The following is a 21,948-nucleotide window of genomic DNA, read 5'->3' as shown; positions in this document are numbered from 1 at the left end:
GAATCGCAGAAGCGAAATTCCTGCGATTCGTTGCCTCCCTGCTCCCGAGCAGCCACGATGCTTTGCATCAGACGATTCCCGATTCTCCATTCCCGATTCCCGGCACCCCCATGAAACTCGTCGACGAAGCCGAAATCCAGGTCAGCGCAGGCAACGGCGGCAACGGCTGCGTCGGTTTCCGCCGCGAGAAATTCATCCCGCTTGGCGGCCCCGATGGCGGCGACGGCGGCGATGGCGGCAGCGTGTGGCTGCTGGCCGATGAAAACCTCAACACGCTCGTCGACTTCCGTCACCAGCGCCAGTTCCGCGCCAAGCGCGGCGAGAACGGCATGGGCCGCCAGATGTATGGCAAGGCCGGCGACGACCTGGTCATCACCGTGCCGGTCGGCACCGTCGTGACCAACGTCGAGACCGACGAAGTCATCGGCGACCTCACGCGCCACGGCGAACGCCTGCTGGTCGCGAAGGGCGGCAAGGGCGGGCTGGGCAACATGCATTTCAAGAGCTCGGTGAACCGCGCGCCGCGCAAGGCGCTGCCGGGCCTGCCGGGCGAGGAGCGCGTGCTCAAGCTCGAACTGAAGCTGCTCGCCGACGTCGGCCTGCTCGGCTTTCCGAACGCCGGCAAGAGCACGCTGATCCGCGCCGTGTCGGCGGCGACGCCGAAGGTCGCGGACTATCCGTTCACCACGCTCTATCCCAACCTCGGCGTGGTCAGCGTCGAGCCGCATCGCAGCTTCGTCATCGCCGACATTCCCGGCCTGATCGAAGGCGCGGCGGAAGGCGCGGGCTTGGGCACGCAGTTCCTCAAGCATCTCCAACGCACGCGCCTGCTGCTGCACCTGGTCGACATCGCGCCCGCGGGCGGCGTGTACGACGAAGGCGCGGAAGAGGGCGTGAGCCCGGCCGACCAGGTGCGCGCGATCGAGCGCGAACTGGAGAAGCACGATCCGGAATTGTTGAACAAGCCGCGCTGGCTCGTGCTCAACAAGGCCGACCTGTTGCTGGAGGAAGAGCAGCAGGCGGCGGTGAAGGCGATCCTCGACGAACTGGGCTGGAAGGACCGCTGGTACCTGGTGTCCGCGATCGGCCGCGAAGGTACCTGGCCGATCATGCTCGACGTCATGACGTTCTTCGACCGCCAGCGCGAAGCGGCGTTGGAAGCCGAACGCGCAGGCGAGGGCCATGCCGCACCGTGACGCCTTCGCGCAGGCAACAAAAAACCCGGCACCGGCCGGGTTTTTGTTTGCTGCCTGGAGTGCCTTGGGCGAAGGCGCCATGCGGCGCCGCGCCGTGGACTCCCGTCCCCGTTACGCCGTATCAGGCGGCCTTGAGGGCCTTGATGCGGGCGTTCAGGCGAGCCTTGTGGCGGGCAGCCTTGTTCTTGTGGATCAGGCCGCGCGAGCTGAAGCGATCGAGGATCGGCTGCGCGACGGCGAAGGCGGACTCGGCGCCGGCGGCGTCGTTCTCGCCCAGGGCCTTGAGCACCTTCTTGACGGCGGTACGCAGCATCGAACGCTGGCTGGCGTTGCGGGCATTGCGGACCACGGTCTGCTTGGCGCGCTTCTTGGCGGACTTGATGTTGGCCACGGCGAATTCCTGGAAACTGTAAGTGAAGAGGGTCTGGGGACAATCAGACCAGAAAGTATGGAGGATTCAGTGGGTTGCGTCAACAACAACGCCGGCGGCCGCCGGACTCCGGGAGGGCGGGCTTGAGCGCGCCGAAGATGCTGAAAGGGCTGCTCTCGTTCAGCAGCATGACCATGGTCTCGCGCGTGCTGGGCCTGGTCCGCGACATCGCCATCAACCAGGTCTTCGGCGCCAATGCCGGTACCGACGCGTTCTGGGTGGCGTTCCGCATCCCGAATTTCATGCGGCGCCTGTTCGCGGAAGGTTCGTTTTCGACGGCGTTCGTGCCGGTATTCACGGAAATCAAGGAAACCCGCCCGCACCAGGACCTGAAGGAACTGGTCGCCCGGGTGTCCGGCACGCTCGGCGGGATCCTGATGGTGCTGACCGCGCTGGGGCTGATCTTCACCCCGCAGATCGCGGCGGTGTTCACCCCGGGCTCGCTCGACGACACCCACAAGTTCGGCCTGACCGTCGACCTGCTGCGGCTGACCTTTCCCTTCATCCTGTTCGTCTCGCTGACCGCGCTGGCGGGCGGCGCGCTGAACAGCTTCCACCGCTTCGGGCTGCCGGCCTTCACGCCGGTGATCCTCAACCTTTTCATGATCGCCGGCGCGCTGTGGCTCGCGCCGCATCTGGAGGTGCCGATCCTCGCGCTGGGCTGGGCCGTGCTGGCGGGCGGCATAGCGCAGCTGGTCTTCCAGCTGCCGGCGATGCGCAAGCTCGATCTGCTCACGCTGCCGAAGTGGGGCTGGAGCCATCCCGACGTGCGCAAGGTGATGCGCCTGATGGTGCCGACACTGTTCGGCTCGTCGGTGGCGCAGATCAACCTGCTGCTCGACACGGTGATCGCCTCGCTGCTGTTCGTCGGTTCGCAGACGTGGCTCTCGCAGGCCGACCGTTTCCTCGAGCTGCCGCTGGGCGTGTTCGGCGTGGCGCTGGGCACGGTGATCCTGCCGGCGCTGTCGCGGCACCACGTCAAGACCGATACCGAAGGGTTTTCGAAAGCGCTCGACTGGGGCCTGCGCACCACGTTGCTGATTGCGATGCCGGCGATGCTCGGCCTGATGTTCCTGGCCGAACCGCTGGTGGCGACGCTGTTCCAGGGCGGCAAGTTCACCGCGTTCGACACGCGCATGGCGGCGATGTCGGTGTTCGGCCTGAGCTTCGGCCTGCCGGCCTTCGCGCTGGTGAAGATCGTGCTGCCGGCGTTCTATGCGCGCCAGGACACGCGCACGCCGGTGCGCGCGGGCATCGCCTCGCTGATCGCGAACATGGTGCTCAACGTGGTGTTCCTGTGGGTGCTGTACCTGCTGTGGACCACGCCCGAGGTGCGCGCGCAGGGCGTGTTCGCCGCGCTGGAACGCACGCCCGGCCTGCACCTGGCGCTGGGTTTCGCGAGCGCCGCGGCGAGCTACCTCAACCTCGCGCTGCTGTGGCACTGGCTGCGCAAGGCCGGCGTGTACGAACGCCAGCCCGGCTGGCTGCGTTACCTGATGCGCCTGCTCGTCGCGTGCGCGGCGATGTCGGCCGCGCTGTGGGCGGGGCTGCAGTGGGCGCCGGCGTTCACACAGATCGGGCAGTGGGCGCGCGTGGGTTACCTCGCGGTGCTCGTCGGCGGCGGTGGACTGGTCTACCTGCTGGCGCTGCTGGCGCTGGGCTTCCGTCCGCGCGATCTGCGCGAGCACTGAGCCGGCCGTGGACCGTACGCCCAGCCTTGGAGACGGGCCTTGCCGGCTATACTTCGGACCGATGAGCAGGCTGTTTCGTGACGTCGAAGGCGGGCCCCGGTGCCCGCACGGCAGTGTGGTCTGCATCGGCGCATTCGACGGCCTGCACCTGGGCCACCAGGCGCTGGTGCGCCACGCGCTCGTCCGCGCGCGCGCGCTCGACGTGCCCTGCGTGGTGCTGAGTTTCGAACCACTGCCGCGCGAGTTCTTCGCGCCCGACGACCCGCCGCCGCGCCTGATGCTCCCGCGCACGAAGGCCGGGCGCCTGTTCGCGATGGGCGCCGACCAGCTCGGCCTGCTGCGTTTCGACCGTCGCCTGAGTTCGCTTACGGCGCAGGAGTTCGTGCGCCAGGTGCTGGTGCATCGCCTGTCCGCGCATGAAGTCTGGGTCGGTCCGGAGTTCCGCTTCGGCAAGGCACGGAGCGGCGACATCGACGTGCTGCAGGCGATGGGGCTGGAGCACGGTTTCGTCGCAGGCGAAATCGAACCGGTGATGCTCGATGGCGAGCGCGTCTCCGCCACGCGCATCCGCCAGGCGCTGCGTGCAGGCGATTTCGCGACCGCCGAACGTTTCCTCGGCCGCCCGTATTCGATCGCTGGCCACGTCGTGCCCGGCAAGCAACTGGGTCGCACGCTCGGCTTTCCCACCGCGAACCTGCGTTTTGGTGGCCGGACGCCGGCGCTGTCGGGCATCTACGCCACGTGGGTGCACGGCGTGGGCGACACGCCGCGCGCGTCGGTGTCGAGCCTGGGCACCCGGCCCACGGTGGACGGCGTCGAGCCGCTGCTGGAAGCGCATCTTTTCGATTTCGATGGCGATCTGTACGGGCGCCGCATCGAAGTCGAGTTCGTCGCGAAGCTGCGCGATGAACTCAGGTTTTCCGATCTGCCGGCACTGACCGCGCAGATGCATCGCGACGCCGAGCAGGCGCGCGAGATCCTCTCCAAAGAACAACACCACGCCTTCGCCTGAGCGCCGCTTGTGACCGCCCAAGACCCGAACCAGTACAAAGCCACCCTGCACCTGCCCGCGACGGAATTCCCGATGCGCGGCGACCTGCCCAAGCGCGAACCGGAAACGCTCGCGCGCTGGGAAAGCGAAGGCCTGTACGCGCGAATCCGCGAGAAGGTCGGCAAGCGCGAGCGCAGCTTCGTGCTGCACGACGGCCCGCCGTACGCCAACGGCGCGATCCACATCGGCCACGCGGTCAACAAGGTCCTCAAGGACCTGGTGGTGAAGTCCAAGCTGATGGCCGGCTATGACGCGCCGTACGTGCCGGGCTGGGACTGCCATGGCCTGCCGATCGAGCACCAGGTCGAGAAGAAGTTCGGCAAGGTCGGCGAGAAGCTCGACGCCGCCGCGTTCCGGCAAAAGTGCCGCGAATACGCCGCCGAGCAGATCGACCTGCAGCGCCGCGACTTCAAGCGGCTGGGTGTGGTCGGCGACTGGGAACAGCCGTATCGCACCATGGATTTCCGCTACGAGGCGGACATCATGCGGTCGCTGGCGAAGATCGTCGAGCGCGGCCATCTGGTGCGCGGCGCGAAGCCGGTGCACTGGTGCTTCGATTGCGGCTCGGCGCTGGCCGAAGCCGAGATCGAATACGCCGACAAGCAGTCCTGGGCGATCGACGTCGCCTACGACGCGCGCGATCCGCAGGCCGTGGCACGCCTGTTCGGTGCCAGCGCGGACGACGGCGTGCGCGTCGCGATGCCGATCTGGACCACCACGCCGTGGACGCTGCCGGCGAGCCTGGCGATCAGCGTTGGCCCGGAACTCGACTACGTGCTGGTCGAAGGGCCGAACACGCCCGATGGCGGCCGGCGTCTGCTCGTGCTGGCCGAGGCGCTCGCCGGCAAGGCGCTGTCGCGTTACGGCGTGGACGAGGTGACGATCCTCGGCCGCGCGCTGGGGCGCGATCTCGAGAACGCGCTGATGGCGCATCCCTTCTACGCCGAGCGCGACATCCCGGTGCTGGTCGGCGACCACGTCTCCGCCGAGGACGGCACCGGCATGGTCCATACCGCGCCGGGCCACGGCCCGGACGACTACACGATCGGCCTGAAGTACGGCCTGACCGACAAGTACACCGCCGCGCAGATCAACCCGGTCGATGCGAAGGGCGTGTACCTGCCGACCACGCCGCCGGCCGACGGCGTCGTGCTCGCCCGCCTGCACCTGTGGAAGGCGAACGACATCCTCGTCGACGTCGTCCGCGCCAGCGGCCACCTGCTGGCCGCGCACAAGCTCACGCACAGCTACCCGCATTGCTGGCGCCACAAGACGCCGGTGATCTTCCGCGCCACGCCGCAGTGGTTCATCTCGATGGAGCAGGCCAACCTGCGCCGCGATGCGCTCACCGAGATCGGCAAGGTCGCGTGGGTGCCCGAGTGGGGCGAGGCGCGCATCTACAACATGATCGAAGGCCGCCCGGACTGGACGATCTCCCGCCAGCGCTACTGGGGCGTGCCGATCGCGCTGTTCTTCCATCGCGAGACCGGCGAGATCCACCCGCGTTCGCCCGAGCTGATGCGCAAGGTCGCCGAGAAGGTCGAGCATGCCGGCGCCGACGCGTGGTATGCGATGACCGCCGAGGAACTGCTGGGCGATGAAGCCTCGCAGTACGAGAAGGTCACCGACATCCTCGACGTCTGGTTCGACTCCGGCGTGAGCCACGAGTGCGTGCTCGCACAGCGTCCGCAGGACGGCCTCTACAAGCCGGCGGATCTCTACCTGGAAGGCTCCGACCAGCATCGCGGCTGGTTCCATTCCTCGCTGCTCACCGGCGTGGCGATGGACGGCGTCGCACCGTACCGCCAGGTGCTGACGCACGGATTCACCGTGGACGAGCAGGGCAAGAAGATGTCCAAGTCGCTCGGCAACACGGTCGAGCCGCAGAAGGTCATCAACGCGATGGGCGCCGACGTGCTGCGCCTGTGGATCGCCTCCACCGACTACCGCAACGAGATGTCGGTGTCGGACAACATCCTCAAGCGCACCTCCGACGTCTATCGCCGCATTCGCAACACGGCGCGCTTCCTGCTGGCGAACCTTAACGGTTTCGAGCCGGCGACGCACCTGCGTCCGCTGGAGGACATGGTCGCGCTCGACCGCTGGATCGTGCATCGCGCCGCCGAGCTGCAGGACCGCATCGCCAGCGCGTACGAGCGCTACGACTTCGCCGAGATCGTGCAGGCGCTGTCGAACTTCTGCTCGGTCGACCTGGGGTCGCTGTACCTCGACGTCACGAAGGACCGCCTCTACACGATGCCGGAGGACTCGCGCGGCCGCCGTTCGGCGCAGAGCGCGATGTACCGCATCGCCGAGGCGTTCGTGCGCTGGATCGCCCCGATCCTGGCGTTCACCGCCGACGAGATGTGGCGCCATCTGCCGGCCGTTACCGAGCACGGCCCGCGCGAGGACAACGTCCTGTTCGTCACCTGGTACGACGGACTGGCGCTGCTGCCGGAAGACGCGCCACTGTCGGCGGAGGATTTCGACCGCCTGCTCGTGCTGCGCGAGGAAGTCAGCAGGACGCTGGAGCCTATGCGCGCGGCCGGCGAGATCGGCGCGGCGCTGGAGGCCGAGATCTCGCTTCGCGCCGGCGTCGCCGACCAGAACTGGCTGGCGCCGTTCGCCGACGAGCTGCGTTTCCTGTTCATCAGCGGTGACGTGGAAGTCGTCGCCGACGACGGCATCAAGGACATCGCCGTGCTCGCCACGCCGACCGCGAAAACCAAGTGCGTGCGTTGCTGGCAGTACCGCGGCGACGTCGGCAGCGATCCGGCGCATCCGGACATCTGCGCCCGTTGCGTCACCAACGTGACCGGCGACGGCGAGCACAGGGAGTGGTTCTGATGGCGCCGGTCCGTCCCAACGCGCTGCCGTGGCTGCTCGTCTCGGTGGCGGTGATCGTCCTCGACCAGGCCACCAAGATGTGGGTGCTCGGCTCGCTGCCCGAGTACACCGCGATCCCGGTGATCGACGGCTTCTGGAACTGGTACCGCACCTACAACACCGGCGCGGCGTTCAGCTTCCTCAGCGACGCCGGCGGCTGGCAGAAGTACTTCTTCGTCGTGCTGGCGGTGGCGATCAGTGGCCTGCTGGGCTGGTGGCTGGCCCGCACGCCGCGCCGCGACTGGAAGAGCGCGCTGCCGTACGCGCTGGTGATCGGCGGTGCGCTGGGCAACGTGATCGACCGCCTGATGCACGGCCACGTGGTCGATTTCATCCAGTGGTACTGGCGCGATTACTACTGGCCGGCCTTCAACGTGGCAGACGCGGCGATCGTCGCCGGCGCCGTCGGCATCGCCCTGTTCGGGCTGTTCAGCAAGCCGGCGTCGGCTTCCAGCAGGCGCCGGTAGAATAAGTCTCATGGAAGTCCTCCTCGCCAATCCCCGTGGTTTCTGCGCCGGCGTCGACCGCGCCATCGAGATCGTCAAGCGCGCCATCGAGACCCTCGGCGCGCCGATCTACGTGCGCCACGAAGTCGTGCACAACCGCTTCGTGGTCGACGACCTCAAGCATCGTGGCGCGATCTTCGTCGAGGAACTCGACGAGGTGCCCGACAACGCGACGGTGATCTTCAGCGCCCACGGCGTCGCACGCGCCGTGCGCCTGGAAGCCGAGCGCCGCGGGCTGAAGGTGTTCGACGCGACCTGCCCGCTGGTGACCAAGGTGCACCTGGAAGTCGCGCGCCACTGCCGCGCCGGTCGCGACGTGGTGCTGATCGGGCACGAGGGCCATCCGGAAGTGGAGGGCACGATGGGCCAGTGGCGCCGCGAGGCGGGCGCCGGGCGCATCTACCTGGTCGAGGACAGCGAGGACGTCGCCGCGCTGCACATCGACCAGCCGGAAAACGTCGCCTACACCACGCAGACGACGCTGTCGGTGGACGACACCCGCGGCGTCATCGAGGCCCTGCGCGCGAAGTTCCCGGCGATCCAGGGCCCGAAGAACGACGACATCTGCTACGCCACGCAGAACCGCCAGGACGCCGTGCGCGAACTGGCCGCCCGCTGCGACCTGGTGCTGGTGGTCGGCTCGGTCAACAGCTCCAACTCCAACCGCCTGCGCGAGCTGGCCGAGCGCGAAGGCGTGGAGGCCTACCTCATCGACGGCGCGATCGAGATCGACCCGAAGTGGGTGGCCGGCCGCCAGCGCATCGGCGTCACCGCGGGCGCATCCGCACCGGAGGTGCTGGTGCGCGGCGTGATCGACCGCCTGCGCGAGTTGGGCGCCGCGCACGTGTCCGACCTCGACGGCGAGCCGGAGAACATGGTCTTCGCCCTGCCGAAGGAACTGCGGCTGCAGCTGGTGGACTGAGGGTGTGCTGGCGGGGCATGTCGCGCGGGCGCATGGACCGGGCACGTTGACCGAAAAGCGCCCCCGCCCTAGAATTCCCGTCTTCGCGGAGCTCCCTCCGGCCCATCGGCCAGGCAGGCGCTTCGCGGCAAGATCCGCCGGAATAGCTCAGTTGGTAGAGCGGCGCATTCGTAATGCGTAGGTCGCAGGTTCGACTCCTGTTTCCGGCACCAGATTTTTTAGAGCCCCGCTTCGGCGGGGCTTTTTTTTGCGCCGGATATCGCGTGGTCAAAGGTACGGGGCGAACGCTTGGCAACGGATGACTCGTGAAGTTCGTTTCCTTTGGTGACCATGCGTTCGCATTCCGCGAACCCGAATCCCGAAAAGCACACCCGCCCTGAACTCATCCATCACACCCGACGCCTGAACGATTCATCTCCCGGCAATCTGATGTTCACCGTTTTTTAGCGGCGCCATCGCCACCATGCCGCCAGTTTTTTTCGACAGGGGCAGGAGCAGGTGTCGAACATGCAGGTGGACGTCTTCGTGGTGGGACAGAACGAAGGTTTCGTGGTGGCGCCGTGCGGCACGCGGCTACCCGGCGATGAGATGGCGGCGCTGGGCGACGTGCGATTCGGCTGGTCGGTGGACAGCGACCACGTGGTGCCGAAGCTCGACTGGATGGGCATCGTCAAGGACATCGACGCGCGCGGCTACAGCATCGTGCCGCACGGTGACGTGGGTGGCCTGCTGGGCCTTCCACAGCACGAACTGACGGCGCATTACCCCGAGCGCCACATCCGCTACGCCGCGTAGCGTTCAATCGCCCGCGTCTCGCTTTCCGCGACGTGGGCCGGGTAGAGTGCCGGCAGTCTCGTCGCCGCATTCCCCCATGTCGAAACCCGCGAAATCCGCCTCCAAAGCCCGCACCGCCTACGTATGTTCCGAATGCGGCGCCGACCACAGCAAGTGGCAGGGCCAGTGCGGCGAATGCGGGGGCTGGAACACGCTGGGCGAATTCGTCGTCGAACCCGCCGCGAAGGCGGGCGCCAGCGTCGCCGCGAGCCGTCGCGGCAGTTGGGCCGGCAAGGCCGACGCGCCCACCGTCACCGCGCTGCGCGACGTGCGCCACACCGAGGAGGACCGCGTCAGCACCGGCATCGGCGAGTTCGACCGCGTGCTCGGCGGCGGCCTGGTGCACGGCTCGGTGGTGCTGGTGGGCGGCGATCCGGGCATCGGCAAGTCCACGCTGCTGCTGCAGGCGATCAGCAAGATGGCAGGCACGCTGCCCGGCCTGTACGTCACCGGCGAGGAATCGCTCGCGCAGGTGGCCGGTCGCGCCGCGCGCCTGGGCGTGCCGGTCGATGGCGTGCATGCGCTGGCCGAGACCGGCGTCGAACGCGTGCTCGAACATGCCGCGAAGATGCGTCCGGGCCTCATCGTCGCCGACTCCGTGCAGACGCTGTGGACCGAAGAACTCAGCGCCGCCCCGGGTTCGGTGAGCCAGGTGCGCGAAAGTGCGGCGCGCCTGGTGCGTTACGCGAAGGAAACCGGCACCGCCGTGTTCCTCGTTGGTCACGTCACCAAGGAGGGCGGCATCGCCGGCCCGCGCGTGCTCGAGCACATGGTCGACGCGGTGCTGTATTTCGAGGGCGAGAGCGGCAGCCGTTTCCGCGTGTTGCGCGCGTTCAAGAACCGCTTCGGCGCGGTCAACGAACTGGGCGTGTTCGCGATGGGCGAGAAGGGCCTGCGCGAAGTGCCCAATCCCTCGGCGATCTTCCTCTCCGGCAGCCAGCGTCCGCAGCCGGGCAGCTGCGTGATGGTCACGCGCGAAGGCACGCGCCCGCTGCTGGTGGAAGTTCAGGCGCTGGTCGATGCCTCGCCGCTGTCGAACCCGCGTCGCGTCGCGGTCGGCATGGAAGGCAACCGTCTGGCGATGCTGCTTGCGGTGCTGCATCGCCACGGCGGCATCGGCGTGGGCGACCAGGACGTGTTCGTGAATGTGGTAGGCGGCATCCGCGTGCAGGAAACCGCCGCGGACCTGCCGGTGCTGCTCGCCGTGCTGTCGTCGCTGCGCGATCGGCCGCTGGCCGAGCAGACCGTCGCGTTCGGTGAGGTCGGTCTGTCGGGCGAGATCCGCCCGGTTCCCAACGGCGAGGAGCGCCTGAAGGAAGCCGCCACGCACGGCTTCAAGCGCGCGATCGTGCCGAAGTCGAATGCGCCCAAGGGCGGGCGCGTCGGCGAGATGGATGTGATCGCGGTGGAGCGGCTGGCGGACGCGCTCGAACAGGCGTGAGGCTCAGGCCTCGATCGCCTCCCCGAACGCCAGCATCTGCGCGCGCGCGTCGTCGGTCAGCGCGGCGCGCATCCGCGCCTCGTCCAAGCGTCGCACGATCCAGCGCGGCGCCAGCTCCGACGCATGTGCGTCGAGCGTGCAGATCGCGAGGAAGTAGCTCGGCCCCGGTCCCGCCGCGTACCACAGCGAATCCCAATGCGCCGGGCCTGCGCGCGCGCCGAGCGACGGATCGGGTTCGTCGAGCTGGTAGGCGATCTTCACCACGGTGAGCGCTTCGCCCATCACCGGCCCGGCCGGCGTGGGAAAGCAGAGGGCGTCGAACGCGGCCTGCAGGCGCAACGCTTCGCGCTGCAGGAGGAGGCGGTGCCACAGTACGATCCAGCCCACGAGCACCGTCGAAACGATGACGGTTCCCAGCCAAATCGCGATGATCCAGCGTGCGGCGCCCATGGCCGCACCTTACCCAACGCATGTGTGCGTGCGGCGAAAGCGCGTTCATTCACACGGCGAATACCACCGTGCGATGGCCGTTGAGCAGGATGCGGTCGTCGAGCCAGTAGCGCAGCGCCTGCGCGAGCACGCGACGTTCGATGTCGCGGCCGATGCGGACGAGGTCGTCGGGCGTGTCGTGGTGGCTGACGCGTTGCGTGTCCTGTTCGATGATCGGGCCTTCGTCGAGGTCGGCGGTGACGAAATGCGCCGTCGCGCCGATCAGCTTGACCCCGCGCGCATGCGCCTGGTGGTACGGCCGCGCGCCCTTGAAGCCGGGCAGGAACGAGTGGTGGATGTTGATGCAGCGTCCGGCGAGCGTGCGCGCCAGTTCCGCCGACAGCACCTGCATGTAGCGCGCGAGCACGACGAGTTCGGTGCCGGTGTCATGGATCAATGCGGCCAGCGCGGCTTCCTGTTCGTGCTTGCGACCTTTTTCCACCGGAAGGTGGTGGAAGGGAATGCCGTCGAAATCCAGATGCCGGTAGGTCTCGCGCGGATGGTTGGTGACGACGGCGGTGATCGCCATCGGCAATTCGCCGATGCGCCAGCGGTACAGGACGTCGGCGAGGCAGTGGTCGAACTTTGAAGCGAGCAGCATCACACGACGCGGTTCGCTGCGATCGCGCAGCGACCATTCCATGCGGAACGCCTGCGCGAGCGCATCGAAGCCCTCGCGCACCTGCGCGTGCGCCTGCGGCGCGAGCGCGAACACGGTGCGCATGAAGAAGCGGTCGGTTTCGCGGTCGTTGTACTGCTGCGCTTCGAGGATGTTGCCCTCGAACCGCAGCAGATGCCCGGTGACGGCATTGACGATGCCCGGGCGATCAGGGCAGGAGAGGGTGAGGACGTAGTGGGGCATCGGGGTGGGAGGATGTCCGATGACCCTTACAACGGCGTGGCTCGCCGTGGGCGGCCTATGTGGAATGGGATCTTGGTGCGCTTCCTGCGGGCGTCCTGGGAAGGACGGTCATCTCGCGCTGGCGGTGCCGCCCTTGCAGCCCGGGTCAGCGAAGCGCACCCGGGGACTGTCACGCCCAACCCGGGTGCGCTTCGCTTACCCGGGCTACAAAGGCTACAAGCGCTGAAAAGGCATGAGCCTCAATGCCCACCCGCCGCCGCGCCGCCCACCTTCGCCGAGAACGGCGGCCTGGCGAACCAGACGAACACGATCACCACCAGGAACAGGATGCCCAGCAGGTGGAAGATCTCGTTGAAGCCGATCTGCACCGCCTGCTGCGAGATCATCTGGTTCATCACCACCGCGCCGCGCTGCAGGTCGCCCTGGCCCAGCGAGGTCACGGTCTGCTGCATCGCCGGATCGTAGGCGCCGATGTTCTCGGTCAGCCGCGCATGATGGATCGTGCTGCGCTGGTTCCAGGCCCACGTCGTCAGCGACGCCGCGAAGCTGCCGCCGAGCGTTCGCACGAACGTCGCCAGGCCCGAACCCGCCGCGATCTCATGCGGCTCCAGGTCCGACAGCAATATCGTCAGCACCGGCATGAAGAACAGCGCCACGCCCAAGCCCTGCCACAACTGCACTTCGGCCACGCGTGCGAAGTCCACGTCGAGGTTGAAGCCGGAGCGGTAGAAGCTGGTGGCCGCCATCACGATGAAGGCGAATGTCGCCAGCATGCGCAGGTCGAACTTCGACGCGTACTTGCCCACCAGCGGCGTCAGCAGCACCGGCAGGATGCCGATGGGCGCGCTGGCGAAACCGGCCCAGATCGGCGTGTAGCCCAGGTTGCGCTGCAGCCACAGCGGCACCAGCAGACCGACGCTGAAGAACGCCGAGTACGCCATCACCATTGCCGCCGTGCCGCTGGCGAAATTGCGATGGCGGAACAGGCGCAGGTTGACGATGGGGTCCTTCTCGGTGAGTTCCCAGATCACGAACACCGCCAGCGCGATCACTGCGATCACCGTCAGCCACACGATCTTGGTCGAGTTGAACCAGTCCTCGTCGTTGCCCAGGTCGAGCATGATCTGCAGCGCGCCCACGCCCAGCACCAGCGTCGCCAGGCCGATGTAGTCCATCTTCGGCTTTTCCAGCTTCTCCGGGCGACCCTTGAGCTGCCGCCCGACGACGATGCTGGAGAAGATGCCGATGGGCACGTTGATGAAGAAGATCCATTCCCAGCTGTAGTTGTCGGTGATCCACCCGCCGAGAATCGGGCCCGCGATCGGCGCCACGACCGTCACCATCGCCAGCAGCGCGATCGCCTGTCCGCGTTTGTGCGGTGGATAGATCGAGATCAGCAGCGCCTGCGTGACCGGGTACATCGGGCCGGCGACGAAGCCCTGCAGCGCACGCGCGGCGACCAGCAGGCCCATCGAGTTCGCCAGGCCGCACAGCAGCGAGGCGATGACGAATGCGAGCGTCGCCCAGGTGAACAGCTTGCGCTCGCCGAAGCGGCGCGTGAGGAAGCCGGTGAGCGGCAGCGCGATCGCGTTGCTCACGGCGAAGGACGTGATGACCCACGTCGCCTGGTTCGCGCTCGCACCGAGGTTGCCGGAAATGGTCGGCAGCGAGACGTTGGCGATGGTGGTGTCGAGCACCTGCATGAACGACGCCAGCGCGAGGCCGACGGTCGTCAACGCGATGTTGGGCGGACGGAAGGCGGTCTTGGGCGGTTCCGGCGTGACCGGCAAACCCATTTCCTCTTCCTGTTGCGCGATGGTGGACATGGCGTCGTCTGGAGGTGTGCGACGCGAGCGGCTGGCGACGCGTCGTGGGAAGAAGGGCCGTCATTCCCGCGAAGGCGGGAATCCTGCGACGTTCGGGGGAGGGATCGGTCGGCAGGCCCCCGCTTTCGCGGGGATGACGGCAAAGAAGACGTGGAGCGTTGCGCGCATCGATGCGCGCCGATCAACCGTGGCGCGTGCCCGGCAGGTTCTCGCGGATCACCTTGTCGATCAGCGCGTTCGCATCGTTGAGCTGCTTTTCGTACGCGGCGGTGGTGAACAGCGGCTTGTCGTTCCTGCGCGCCGGCACGAGCACGGGGCCGGCCTGGTCGCGCACGGTGACGTCCACGTTCATGCTCAGGCCCAGGCGCAGCGGATGTTCGGCAAGCTGCTTCGGCTCGACTTCGATGCGCACCGGCACGCGCTGCACGATCTTGATCCAGTTGCCGCTGGCGTTCTGGGCCGGCAGCAGGGAGAACGCGCTGCCCGTGCCCATGCCGAGCGAGACGACCTTGCCGTCGTATTCGACATCGCTGCCGTACAGGTCGGCGTGCACCTTCACCGGCTGGCCGATGCGCATCTTCGCCAGCTGCGTTTCCTTGAAGTTCGCCTCGACCCACAGCTGTTCCAGCGGAACGATGGTCATCAGGTTCACGCCCGGCTGCACGCGCTGGCCAAGCTGCACTTCGCGCTTGGCGATGTAGCCCGACACGGGCGCGACGATCGCGGTGCGCTGCAGGTTGAGGTACGCCTGGCGCAGCTGCGACGCGGCGGCGGCGACCTGCGGCTGCGTGCCGACTTCGGTGGCATCGACCAGCGCACGGTTGCGCGAGAGGTTGCCGCTGGAGGCACGCAGGCCGGCTTCGAGGACGGCGAGTTCGTTGCGCGCATGCGCGAGTTCTTCCGCCGACACCGCGCCGTTGCCGACGAGGCCTTCGCGACGCTTCAGGTCGGCGCGCGCACGCGCGACCTGCGCTTCGCGAGCGGCGAGATCGGCCGCGCCCGCATCGACCGCGCTGTACAGGCCGCGCACCTGGCGCACGGTGTTGGCGAGGTTCGCGACGGCCTGGTCGCAGGCGACCTGCGCGTCGTTCGGATCCAGGTGCACGAGCGGCTGGCCGGCTTCGACCTTCATGCCGTCGTCGGCGTCGATGCTCACCACCGTGCCCTGCGTCTGCGGGACGATGCTGACGACGTTGCCCTGCACGTAGGCGTCGTCGGTGTCTTCGTGGAAACGCGCGACGAGCACGTACCACGCCGCCCAGCCGATGCCCGCCAGGGCCACCACGGCGGCGAGGATCGTCAGCGCCTTCTTGCGCTTGCCATTGGACTGCGGCGCAGCCGCCTTCGCATTGGGATTGTGTTCGGTGGTCATGGCGTGGGGGCCTTGGCGATGTCGGAAGTGGAGTCGGAGGTGGGAGCCGTCAGGACCAGGCCGCCGCCGAGCGCGCGGTCGAGGTCGATGGACGCGGCGAGCCGCTGCGCGCGCAACACCGTCAGCTGGCGATCGCTGTCGAGCAGCGGACGCTGCGCGGCGAGCACGTCGAGCTGCGTGCCCAGGCCGGCCTTGTAGCGCTGCGTCGCGATGTCCCACGCGCTGCGCGCGGCATCGCGCGCCCGCGTGGCGGAGGCGATCTGCGCGTCGAGCGAACGCGCCGAATGCACGGCGTCGGCGACTTCGCGCAGCGCGCCGACCAGCGACTGGTTGTAGTTGGCGACCGCGAGGTCGTAGGTCGCATCGCTGCTGGCGAGGTTGTTGCGCAGCCGGCCGCCGTCGAAGATCGGCAGGCTGATCGCCGGGCCGCCCTGCAGCAGCAGCGCGTCGCTGCCGAACAGGTCGCCGAGGTTGCCGGCGGCGACGCCGGCCATCGCGCTCAGGTTGATGGTCGGATAGAACGCGGCCTTGCTCGCCTTGATGCCGTGCTGCGCGGCTTCCACGCGCCAGCGCGCGGCGACCACGTCGGGGCGGTGGCCCAGCAGTTCGCTCGGCAGCACCGACGGCAGCGTCGGCGTGGCGGCGTGCAGGATCATCGGACGCGCGATGTCGCGACCGCGATCCGGGCCCTTGCCCAGCAGCGCGGCGAGCGCGTTGCGCGTCACTTCGATCTCATGCTCGCTGGCCTGGATCTGCTGCTGCGCGCTGGCGACGGCGCTTTCGGCGTTGCGGATCTGCAACTGGTTGTCCAGGCCCGCGGCGACGCGCTGGCGACCGAGTTCGAGCAGGCCGCTGGCGCGGTCGAAATCGGCCCTGGCGACGTCGTTCGCATCGAACGCCTGCGCCAGCGCGACATACGTGCGGGCGATGCCGGAGGAGAGCGTCAGGCGCGCGGCCTGCGCATCGACTTCCGCCGCGCGCGCCTGGCCGAGCGCGGCCTGCCACTTCGCGCGTTCGCCGCCCCACAGGTCGAAGGTGTACTTGAAGTTGAGGCTCAGCAGGCCGACGCCCTGGTAGGAACCGCCAAGCGGCTCGGGCGCGACCGTTTCGGGCAGTTGGAGGCCGGAGTACTGCGCGCTCGCGCCGAGCGTCGGCTTGCGTTGCGCATCGGCGAGTCCGGCCTGCGCGACGGCCTGGCGCAGGCGCGCGTCGGCGGCGGCGAGGCTCGGCGTGCCCTGCAGCGCTTCGACGATCAGCGAGTCCAGCTGCGCATCGCCGAGCGTGGTCCACCAGTCCTGTGTCGGGAAGGCCGCATCGGACACCGCGACGCCGGACAGCGAGCGCTGCGCCTGCAGGCTGTCCGCGTCGAGCGGGCGGCCTTCCGGCGCGAGGCCGCGCGAACTGGCGCAGCCGGCCAGGACCAGCGCGCTCGCCAGGGCGATCGCGAGCGTGGCGGCGGCTTTCGGAGACGTACCCGTCGAAAGCACGGGCTTCAGCCCGCGGAGCGGGCGAGGATGGGAAAGGGCCATGGTCAGGTGTCGGAAAGGGAAAGGTTGTCGCGGACCTGCTCGAGCATCCGCATGAGCTGCTCGCGTTCGGCGTCGCTCATGCCGTGCATCGCACGCTCGCGCACGCGCTGGCCGCACTGGTTCACGTCCAGCCACATCGCGCGTCCGGCCTCGGTGAGCTGGATGTTCACCGCGCGGCGATCGGCCGGGTCGGCTTCGCGCGCAATCAGGCCGCGCGCTTCGAGCTTGTCGAGCAGGCGGGTCATCGCGCCCGGGTTGAGCTCGGCGGCGCGGGCGAGGTCGGTGACGCCGTGCGGGCCGTCGGAGAGCTTCTTCAGCGCGATGTACTGGCTGAAGGTGAGTTCATGGCCGGCGACGCCCAGCTCGTGCTCCATGCGCGCCCACATCGCATCGCGGACCTGCCGGAAGAGCAGTCCGAGCGTGGACCCGCTGCAGGCGGACGGAGGAAGGGAGCGCGACATGGCTGCGCATGTTCTTCGCCTGGGCAATATTTGTCAATGCAAATATTGTTTCAGCAAACGAAACGGGCTGTTGTCGCGCGTGCAACAACCTGAATGGGGCTCAGGCAGGTTGGCGCAGGATCAATTCCAGGACGAACTTGCTGCCGAAGAAGGCGAGGATCAGCAGCGCCATGGCGGCCAAGGTCCAGCGGACGGCCACCGCGCCGCGCCAGCCGTAACGCCAGCGGCCGAGCAGCAGCCCGCCGAACAGCAGCCACGACAGCACGCTCAGCACCGTCTTGTGCACCAGGTGCTGGGCGAACAGGTTTTCCACGAACAGCAGGCCGGTCAGCAGGGTCGCCGTGAGCAGGGCGAAACCGACGGCAATGGTCCGGAACAGCAGGCTCTCCAGTTCCACCAGCGGCGGCAGGGCGCGCAGCCAGCGGTGGAATTCGCGCCGGCGCAGGGCGCGTTCCTGCGCCCACAGCATCACCGCCAGCAGGGCGGCGATCGCCAGCGTCGCGTACGCCAGCAACGCCAGCCACGCGTGCAGTTGCAGGCGCCAGTCGAGCCGTTCGCCCAGCACGTGGCCGTGGTGGTGGTAGCCGAACAGCGCCAGCGCGGCGATCGGGAACACGATCACCCCCAGTGCCGCCATCCGCCCGCCCGCGCCGACCAGCGCGGTGAGCGCCGCCATGCCGAGCCCGACCAGCGACAGCGCCGCGTAGAAATGCATGTCCGCGCCGCCGCTGGCATGCCAGGCGAGCAGGTGCGCGAGCCCGTGCAGCGCCACGCCACCCACCGCCGGAACCAGCCACAGGCGCGATGGACGGGGCGGTTCCTGCCGCACGCCGCCGACGAGCAGGGCGGTCGCGACCAGATACAGGACGATGGCGATGAGAACGATTGTCATCGCGGCAGTGTCGCACAGCGGCGAGACGAACCGCATGGGCCGGATGCGCACCGGGTCGCAGTGCGCGAAGGGCTATACTTCGCGGCCCAGTTTTCTGCTTCCGACCAGGTCGCGTCCGCATGTTCGAATCCCTGACCCAGCGCCTTTCCGGCACCATCGAGCGCCTGCGCGGCCGCGGCCGCCTGACCGAGGAGAACATCCGCGAGTCGCTGCGCGAGGTGCGCATCGCCCTGCTGGAGGCCGACGTCGCGCTGCCGGTGGTGCAGGCGTTGATCGAGCGCATCAAGGTGCGTGCGGTCGGCCAGGAAGTGCTGAAGTCGCTCACGCCCGGCCAGGCGCTGATCAAGGTCGTGCGCGACGAAATGACGGCCGTCATGGGCTCGCAGGCCGCCGACCTGAACCTCAACGTGCCGGCGCCGGCGGTCATCCTGATGGCCGGCCTGCAGGGCGCGGGCAAGACGACCACCGTCGGCAAGCTCGCCAAGCACCTGAAGGAAAAGCGCAAGAAGAAGGTGATGGTGGTGTCCGCCGACGTGTATCGCCCGGCGGCGATCGAGCAACTGAAGACGCTCGCGCAGCAGGTCGACGTGCTGTTCTTCCCCTCGAGCGCGGACCAGAAGCCCGAAGCGATCGTGAAGGCCGCCATCGACGACGCGAAGAAGTCCTTCGTCGACGTGCTGCTGGTCGACACCGCCGGCCGCACCAGCATCGACGAAGCGATGATGGCCGAGATCAAGGCGCTGCACGCCGCGGTCAAGCCGGTCGAAACGCTGTTCGTCGTCGACTCGATGACCGGCCAGGACGCGGCCGTCACCGCGAAGCATTTCGGCGAAGCGCTGCCGCTCACCGGCGTGGTGCTCACCAAGACCGACGGCGACGCGCGCGGCGGCGCGGCGCTGAGCGTTCGCTACATCACCCAGCGCCCGATCAAGTTCATCGGCGTGGGCGAGAAGCCCGACGGCCTGGACGTCTTCCATCCCGACCGCATCGCCAGCCGCATCCTCGACATGGGCGACGTGCTGTCGCTGGTGGAGCAGGTCGAATCGCAGGTCGACAAGGACAAGGCGCAGAAGCTCGCCGAGAAGGTCGCCAAGGGCAAGAAGTTCGACCTGAACGACATGAAGGACCAGCTCGAGCAGATGCAGAACATGGGCGGCATCCACGGCCTGATGGACAAGCTGCCGGGCATGGGCCAGATCCCCGACCACGTGAAGAACCAGGTCACCGGCAAGGAAGTGCCGCGCATGGTGGCGATCATCAATTCGATGACGAAGAAGGAGCGCCGCAACCCGGGCCTGCTGAACGGCTCGCGCCGCGCCCGCATCGCCAGGGGCGCCGGCCTGACCCCGGCCGACGTCAACAAGCTGATGAAGCAGTACCAGCAGATGGAAAAGATGATGTCCAAGCTGTCCGGCGGCGGCATGAAGGGCCTGATGCGCGGCATGAAGGGGATGATGGGCGCGCGCGGCGGAATGCCGTTTCGCTGATTTTCAGGCTTTGCCGGAAAATCCCCCAAGGTTTGCTGCGCAAACCTCGGGCCCCGCGGCGCGCTTCCATACCCCATTCGCGCCTTCGGCGCGAATCGCCCCCTAACTAAGGGGGCTGGAAAGGCGTCGTTGTCGCCAGGGCCCGGGCGTATCGCTGGTCCGCGGCCCTGAACGGGCTCGGCGGCGGGGTTTCCCGAGCGCAATCAACCCTTTATACTTGCCGGCTTACCCTGCCATTCCGGCAGCTGGGCAACACAGGAACTACCGAACCATGGTCAAGATTCGTCTCGCTCGCGGCGGCGCCAAGAAGCGTCCCTTCTACCACGTCATCGTCACCGACAGCCGCAACGCCCGTGACGGCCGCAACATCGAACGCGTGGGCTTCTACAACCCGGTCGCCCAGGGCGCCGAGAAGCGCGTTGAGCTGAACGTCGAGCGCGTGCAGCACTGGATCAAGAACGGCGCGCAGCTGACCGACAAGGTCGCCGTGCTGTACAAGGAAGCGGCCAAGGCCGCGACCGCCGCCTGATCCGCGGGCCGCGCCCCCGCGCGCGGCCAGACCGATCATGACGGGCGCCTCCTCGGAGCGCACCGGATCCCAAGAGCGCCGGATCCTGTTAGGCAGGATTTCCGGCGCTTTTGGCATCAGGGGCGAAGCAAAACTGGAATCCTGGACGGAACCGCGCGACGCGATCTTCCGCTACCAGCCCTGGATCCTGCGCGACCCGCAGGGCAACGAACGCGAACTGCGCGGCGTGCGCGGCAGGCAGAGCGGCAAGTACACCGTCGCCACGTTCCCGGACATCACCGACCGCGACGCCATCGAGGCGATGCGCGGCACCGAGATATACGTGCCGCGTTCGGCGCTCCCGCCGCCGAGCGAAGGCGAGTACTACTGGGTCGACTTGGAAGGCCTGCGCGTGGTAACCACCGAAGGCGTTCCGCTCGGCACCGTCTCGCACCTGTTCGCCACCGGCGCAAACGACGTGCTGGTCGCGCGCGACAACGAGCGCGAACGCATGATTCCCTTCGTCCAGCCGCAGTACGTCACGTCCGTGGATTTCGAGGCGGGGGTGGTGACGGTGGATTGGGACCCTGACTTCTAGTGAAGCGAGGAGAGGAGCGGGCAACTACGCTGCGGCTCGTTTCTCGTTCTTCGTCTCTCGCTTCCAGCCCCATGCGCATCGACATCATCAGCCTCTTCCCCGATTTCGTCGCGCAATGCGCGGCGTTCGGCGTGGTCGGCCGGGCGGTCGAGCGCGGGCTGCTGTCGGTGCACGGCTTCAATCCGCGCGATTACGCCGAAGGCAATTACCGCCGGGTCGACGACCGTCCGTTCGGCGGCGGCCCGGGCATGGTGATGCTGGTCGATCCGCTGCGGGCGAGCCTTCGGGCCGCGCGCGAAGCCGATCCGACGCCGGCGAAGGTCGTCTACATGAGCCCGCAGGGCGCGCCGCTCACCCAGGCCAAGGTGCGCGAGCTGGCCGGTCGCGAGCGCCTGATCCTGCTGTGCGGCCGGTACGAGGGCATCGATGAGCGGCTGATCCAGGCCGAGGTCGACGAGGAAATCTCCATCGGCGACTACGTCCTGTCCGGCGGCGAGCTGGCCGCCGCGGTGATCGTGGACGCCGTGGCGCGGCTGCGCGAAGGCGTGCTGGGCGACGCCGAGTCCGCCGTGCAGGACAGCTTCGAGGGCGGCCTGCTGGACTGCCCGCACTACACCCGGCCGGTCGAGCACGAACTGGGCACCGTCCCCGAGGTGCTGATGTCCGGCAACCATGCGGAAATCGCCAAATGGCGGCGGATGCAGTCGCTCGGCCGGACCTGGCAGCGTCGCCCGGACCTGCTGGACGAGGCGGCCCTGTCGAAGGCCGACCGCAAGCTCCTGGACGCCTACCGGGCCGCGCTCGTCGCCCGGGAGGCCGCCGGGACGGTCTCCGAGCCGGCCGCGGACGCCCCCGAAGCGCCGTAACCGCTAGCCACGCAAGGAAAAATGCCGCTATAATCCGCGGCTTCCATTCGTTCCACCCATGCCAGACGCGGGTCCACGTGCACTCGCGCTACAACGACTCC

20 protein-coding genes and 1 tRNA gene are annotated in these 21,948 nt (G+C 68.1%); 13 read left to right on the top strand and 8 right to left on the bottom strand.

Annotated elements, in window-relative coordinates; genetic code table 11:
* The first annotated feature begins 110 nt into the window (after nucleotides 1-110).
* Nucleotides 111-1,196: a GTPase ObgE gene (gene obgE, locus I4U41_RS02490; RefSeq protein WP_206859466.1), complete on the top strand. Its 1,086-nt coding sequence runs from the start codon at nucleotides 111-113 to the stop codon at nucleotides 1,194-1,196.
* 121 nt (nucleotides 1,197-1,317) lie between these two features.
* Here obgE and rpsT read toward each other — a convergent pair whose 3' ends face one another.
* A complete protein-coding gene (gene rpsT / locus I4U41_RS02485) occupies nucleotides 1,318-1,587 on the bottom strand; it encodes a 30S ribosomal protein S20 (protein WP_115840781.1) in 270 nt (89 codons plus the stop codon).
* 137 nt (nucleotides 1,588-1,724) lie between these two features.
* Here rpsT and murJ point away from each other — a divergent pair, with 137 nt between their 5' ends.
* From murJ to radA, 8 genes are all read left to right on the top strand, one after another.
* The gene (murJ, locus tag I4U41_RS02480) at nucleotides 1,725-3,317 is read left to right on the top strand and encodes a murein biosynthesis integral membrane protein MurJ (protein ID WP_206860380.1); all 1,593 of its coding nucleotides are present in this window, start codon (nucleotides 1,725-1,727) and stop codon (nucleotides 3,315-3,317) included.
* Nucleotides 3,318-3,378: 61 nt separating this feature from the next.
* On the top strand, nucleotides 3,379-4,329 hold the full coding sequence (locus I4U41_RS02475; RefSeq protein WP_206859465.1) for a bifunctional riboflavin kinase/FAD synthetase: 951 nt from the start codon (nucleotides 3,379-3,381) through the stop codon (nucleotides 4,327-4,329).
* A 72-nt stretch (nucleotides 4,330-4,401) separates the two neighbouring features.
* Complete coding sequence (gene ileS / locus I4U41_RS02470) at nucleotides 4,402-7,215, top strand: isoleucine--tRNA ligase (protein WP_255542010.1); 2,814 nt, start codon at nucleotides 4,402-4,404, stop codon at nucleotides 7,213-7,215.
* Nucleotides 7,215-7,721, top strand: coding sequence for a signal peptidase II (gene lspA / locus I4U41_RS02465; RefSeq protein WP_206859456.1), 507 nt, complete (start codon nucleotides 7,215-7,217; stop codon nucleotides 7,719-7,721). Before ileS ends, lspA begins: the two co-directional genes overlap by 1 nt.
* A 10-nt stretch (nucleotides 7,722-7,731) precedes the next feature.
* Nucleotides 7,732-8,682, top strand: a complete 951-nt coding sequence (gene ispH / locus I4U41_RS02460; RefSeq protein WP_206859453.1) for a 4-hydroxy-3-methylbut-2-enyl diphosphate reductase — start codon at nucleotides 7,732-7,734, stop codon at nucleotides 8,680-8,682.
* Nucleotides 8,683-8,818: 136 nt separating this feature from the next.
* Nucleotides 8,819-8,894 (top strand) — tRNA-Thr (locus I4U41_RS02455).
* A gap of 295 nt (nucleotides 8,895-9,189) precedes the next feature.
* Nucleotides 9,190-9,477, top strand: coding sequence for a hypothetical protein (locus I4U41_RS02450; RefSeq protein WP_206859448.1), 288 nt, complete (start codon nucleotides 9,190-9,192; stop codon nucleotides 9,475-9,477).
* A gap of 76 nt (nucleotides 9,478-9,553) precedes the next feature.
* The gene (radA, locus tag I4U41_RS02445) at nucleotides 9,554-10,957 is read left to right on the top strand and encodes a DNA repair protein RadA (RefSeq protein WP_206859447.1); all 1,404 of its coding nucleotides are present in this window, start codon (nucleotides 9,554-9,556) and stop codon (nucleotides 10,955-10,957) included.
* Nucleotides 10,958-10,960: 3 nt separating this feature from the next.
* Here radA and I4U41_RS02440 read toward each other — a convergent pair whose 3' ends face one another.
* From I4U41_RS02440 to I4U41_RS02410, 7 genes are all read right to left on the bottom strand, one after another.
* Nucleotides 10,961-11,407, bottom strand: a complete 447-nt coding sequence (locus tag I4U41_RS02440) for a hypothetical protein (RefSeq protein WP_206859440.1) — start codon at nucleotides 11,405-11,407, stop codon at nucleotides 10,961-10,963.
* Nucleotides 11,408-11,456: 49 nt separating this feature from the next.
* On the bottom strand, nucleotides 11,457-12,308 hold the full coding sequence (gene purU, locus I4U41_RS02435) for a formyltetrahydrofolate deformylase (protein WP_206859437.1): 852 nt from the start codon (nucleotides 12,306-12,308) through the stop codon (nucleotides 11,457-11,459).
* 239 nt (nucleotides 12,309-12,547) lie between these two features.
* Entirely contained in the window at nucleotides 12,548-14,104 is a 1,557-nt protein-coding gene (locus tag I4U41_RS02430; protein WP_242525032.1) for a DHA2 family efflux MFS transporter permease subunit, read from the bottom strand.
* Nucleotides 14,105-14,315: 211 nt separating this feature from the next.
* Nucleotides 14,316-15,506 (bottom strand): HlyD/EmrA/EmrK family protein, encoded by a 1,191-nt coding sequence (locus tag I4U41_RS02425; RefSeq protein ID WP_206859430.1) that lies wholly within the window; start codon nucleotides 15,504-15,506, stop codon nucleotides 14,316-14,318.
* Complete coding sequence (locus I4U41_RS02420) at nucleotides 15,503-17,035, bottom strand: efflux transporter outer membrane subunit (RefSeq protein WP_206859429.1); 1,533 nt, start codon at nucleotides 17,033-17,035, stop codon at nucleotides 15,503-15,505. Before I4U41_RS02420 ends, I4U41_RS02425 begins: the two co-directional genes overlap by 4 nt.
* Before the next feature lie 2 nt (nucleotides 17,036-17,037).
* Nucleotides 17,038-17,496, bottom strand: coding sequence for a MarR family winged helix-turn-helix transcriptional regulator (locus I4U41_RS02415; protein ID WP_206859427.1), 459 nt, complete (start codon nucleotides 17,494-17,496; stop codon nucleotides 17,038-17,040).
* A gap of 100 nt (nucleotides 17,497-17,596) precedes the next feature.
* On the bottom strand, nucleotides 17,597-18,388 hold the full coding sequence (locus I4U41_RS02410) for a cytochrome C assembly family protein (protein WP_206859425.1): 792 nt from the start codon (nucleotides 18,386-18,388) through the stop codon (nucleotides 17,597-17,599).
* Nucleotides 18,389-18,507: 119 nt separating this feature from the next.
* Between I4U41_RS02410 and ffh the strand changes: the two genes are divergently transcribed.
* The 4 genes from ffh to trmD all read left to right on the top strand — a co-directional run bounded on the left by ffh (nucleotide 18,508) and on the right by trmD (nucleotide 21,847).
* Nucleotides 18,508-19,875 carry a signal recognition particle protein gene (gene ffh / locus I4U41_RS02405; RefSeq protein ID WP_206859422.1) on the top strand — a complete coding sequence of 456 codons (1,368 nt, stop codon included), beginning with the start codon at nucleotides 18,508-18,510 and terminating at the stop codon, nucleotides 19,873-19,875.
* A 271-nt stretch (nucleotides 19,876-20,146) separates the two neighbouring features.
* The gene (gene rpsP / locus I4U41_RS02400; RefSeq protein WP_115840765.1) at nucleotides 20,147-20,404 is read left to right on the top strand and encodes a 30S ribosomal protein S16; all 258 of its coding nucleotides are present in this window, start codon (nucleotides 20,147-20,149) and stop codon (nucleotides 20,402-20,404) included.
* Between the two features lie 37 nt (nucleotides 20,405-20,441).
* Nucleotides 20,442-20,981 carry a ribosome maturation factor RimM gene (rimM, locus tag I4U41_RS02395; RefSeq protein WP_206859420.1) on the top strand — a complete coding sequence of 180 codons (540 nt, stop codon included), beginning with the start codon at nucleotides 20,442-20,444 and terminating at the stop codon, nucleotides 20,979-20,981.
* 71 nt (nucleotides 20,982-21,052) lie between these two features.
* A complete protein-coding gene (trmD, locus tag I4U41_RS02390; protein ID WP_206859418.1) occupies nucleotides 21,053-21,847 on the top strand; it encodes a tRNA (guanosine(37)-N1)-methyltransferase TrmD in 795 nt (264 codons plus the stop codon).
* Nucleotides 21,848-21,948 lie beyond the last annotated feature (101 nt).

The sequence above is a fragment of the Lysobacter changpingensis genome (assembly GCF_017308985.1).
Lineage (GTDB): Bacteria > Pseudomonadota > Gammaproteobacteria > Xanthomonadales > Xanthomonadaceae > Lysobacter_J > Lysobacter_J changpingensis.
The sequence above is the reverse complement of the archived record's forward strand: the minus strand, read 5'-3'. Positions and strand labels throughout refer to the sequence as shown.

Excerpts from the sequence above, each read along its gene's own strand:
- obgE (WP_206859466.1), top strand. The coding sequence starts at position 111 with ATGAAACTCGTCGACGAAGCCGAAATCCAGGTCAGCGCAGGCAACGGC.
- murJ (WP_206860380.1), top strand. The coding sequence starts at position 1,725 with ATGCTGAAAGGGCTGCTCTCGTTCAGCAGCATGACCATGGTCTCGCGC.
- I4U41_RS02475 (WP_206859465.1), top strand. The coding sequence starts at position 3,379 with ATGAGCAGGCTGTTTCGTGACGTCGAAGGCGGGCCCCGGTGCCCGCAC.
- ileS (WP_255542010.1), top strand. The coding sequence starts at position 4,402 with ATGCGCGGCGACCTGCCCAAGCGCGAACCGGAAACGCTCGCGCGCTGG.
- lspA (WP_206859456.1), top strand. The coding sequence starts at position 7,215 with ATGGCGCCGGTCCGTCCCAACGCGCTGCCGTGGCTGCTCGTCTCGGTG.
- ispH (WP_206859453.1), top strand. The coding sequence starts at position 7,732 with ATGGAAGTCCTCCTCGCCAATCCCCGTGGTTTCTGCGCCGGCGTCGAC.
- I4U41_RS02450 (WP_206859448.1), top strand. The coding sequence starts at position 9,190 with ATGCAGGTGGACGTCTTCGTGGTGGGACAGAACGAAGGTTTCGTGGTG.
- radA (WP_206859447.1), top strand. The coding sequence starts at position 9,554 with ATGTCGAAACCCGCGAAATCCGCCTCCAAAGCCCGCACCGCCTACGTA.
- I4U41_RS02440 (WP_206859440.1), bottom strand. The coding sequence starts at position 11,407 with ATGGGCGCCGCACGCTGGATCATCGCGATTTGGCTGGGAACCGTCATC.
- purU (WP_206859437.1), bottom strand. The coding sequence starts at position 12,308 with ATGCCCCACTACGTCCTCACCCTCTCCTGCCCTGATCGCCCGGGCATC.
- I4U41_RS02430 (WP_242525032.1), bottom strand. The coding sequence starts at position 14,104 with ATGGGTTTGCCGGTCACGCCGGAACCGCCCAAGACCGCCTTCCGTCCG.
- I4U41_RS02425 (WP_206859430.1), bottom strand. The coding sequence starts at position 15,506 with ATGACCACCGAACACAATCCCAATGCGAAGGCGGCTGCGCCGCAGTCC.
- I4U41_RS02420 (WP_206859429.1), bottom strand. The coding sequence starts at position 17,035 with ATGGCCCTTTCCCATCCTCGCCCGCTCCGCGGGCTGAAGCCCGTGCTT.
- I4U41_RS02415 (WP_206859427.1), bottom strand. The coding sequence starts at position 17,496 with ATGTCGCGCTCCCTTCCTCCGTCCGCCTGCAGCGGGTCCACGCTCGGA.
- I4U41_RS02410 (WP_206859425.1), bottom strand. The coding sequence starts at position 18,388 with ATGACAATCGTTCTCATCGCCATCGTCCTGTATCTGGTCGCGACCGCC.
- ffh (WP_206859422.1), top strand. The coding sequence starts at position 18,508 with ATGTTCGAATCCCTGACCCAGCGCCTTTCCGGCACCATCGAGCGCCTG.
- rpsP (WP_115840765.1), top strand. The coding sequence starts at position 20,147 with ATGGTCAAGATTCGTCTCGCTCGCGGCGGCGCCAAGAAGCGTCCCTTC.
- rimM (WP_206859420.1), top strand. The coding sequence starts at position 20,442 with ATGACGGGCGCCTCCTCGGAGCGCACCGGATCCCAAGAGCGCCGGATC.
- trmD (WP_206859418.1), top strand. The coding sequence starts at position 21,053 with ATGCGCATCGACATCATCAGCCTCTTCCCCGATTTCGTCGCGCAATGC.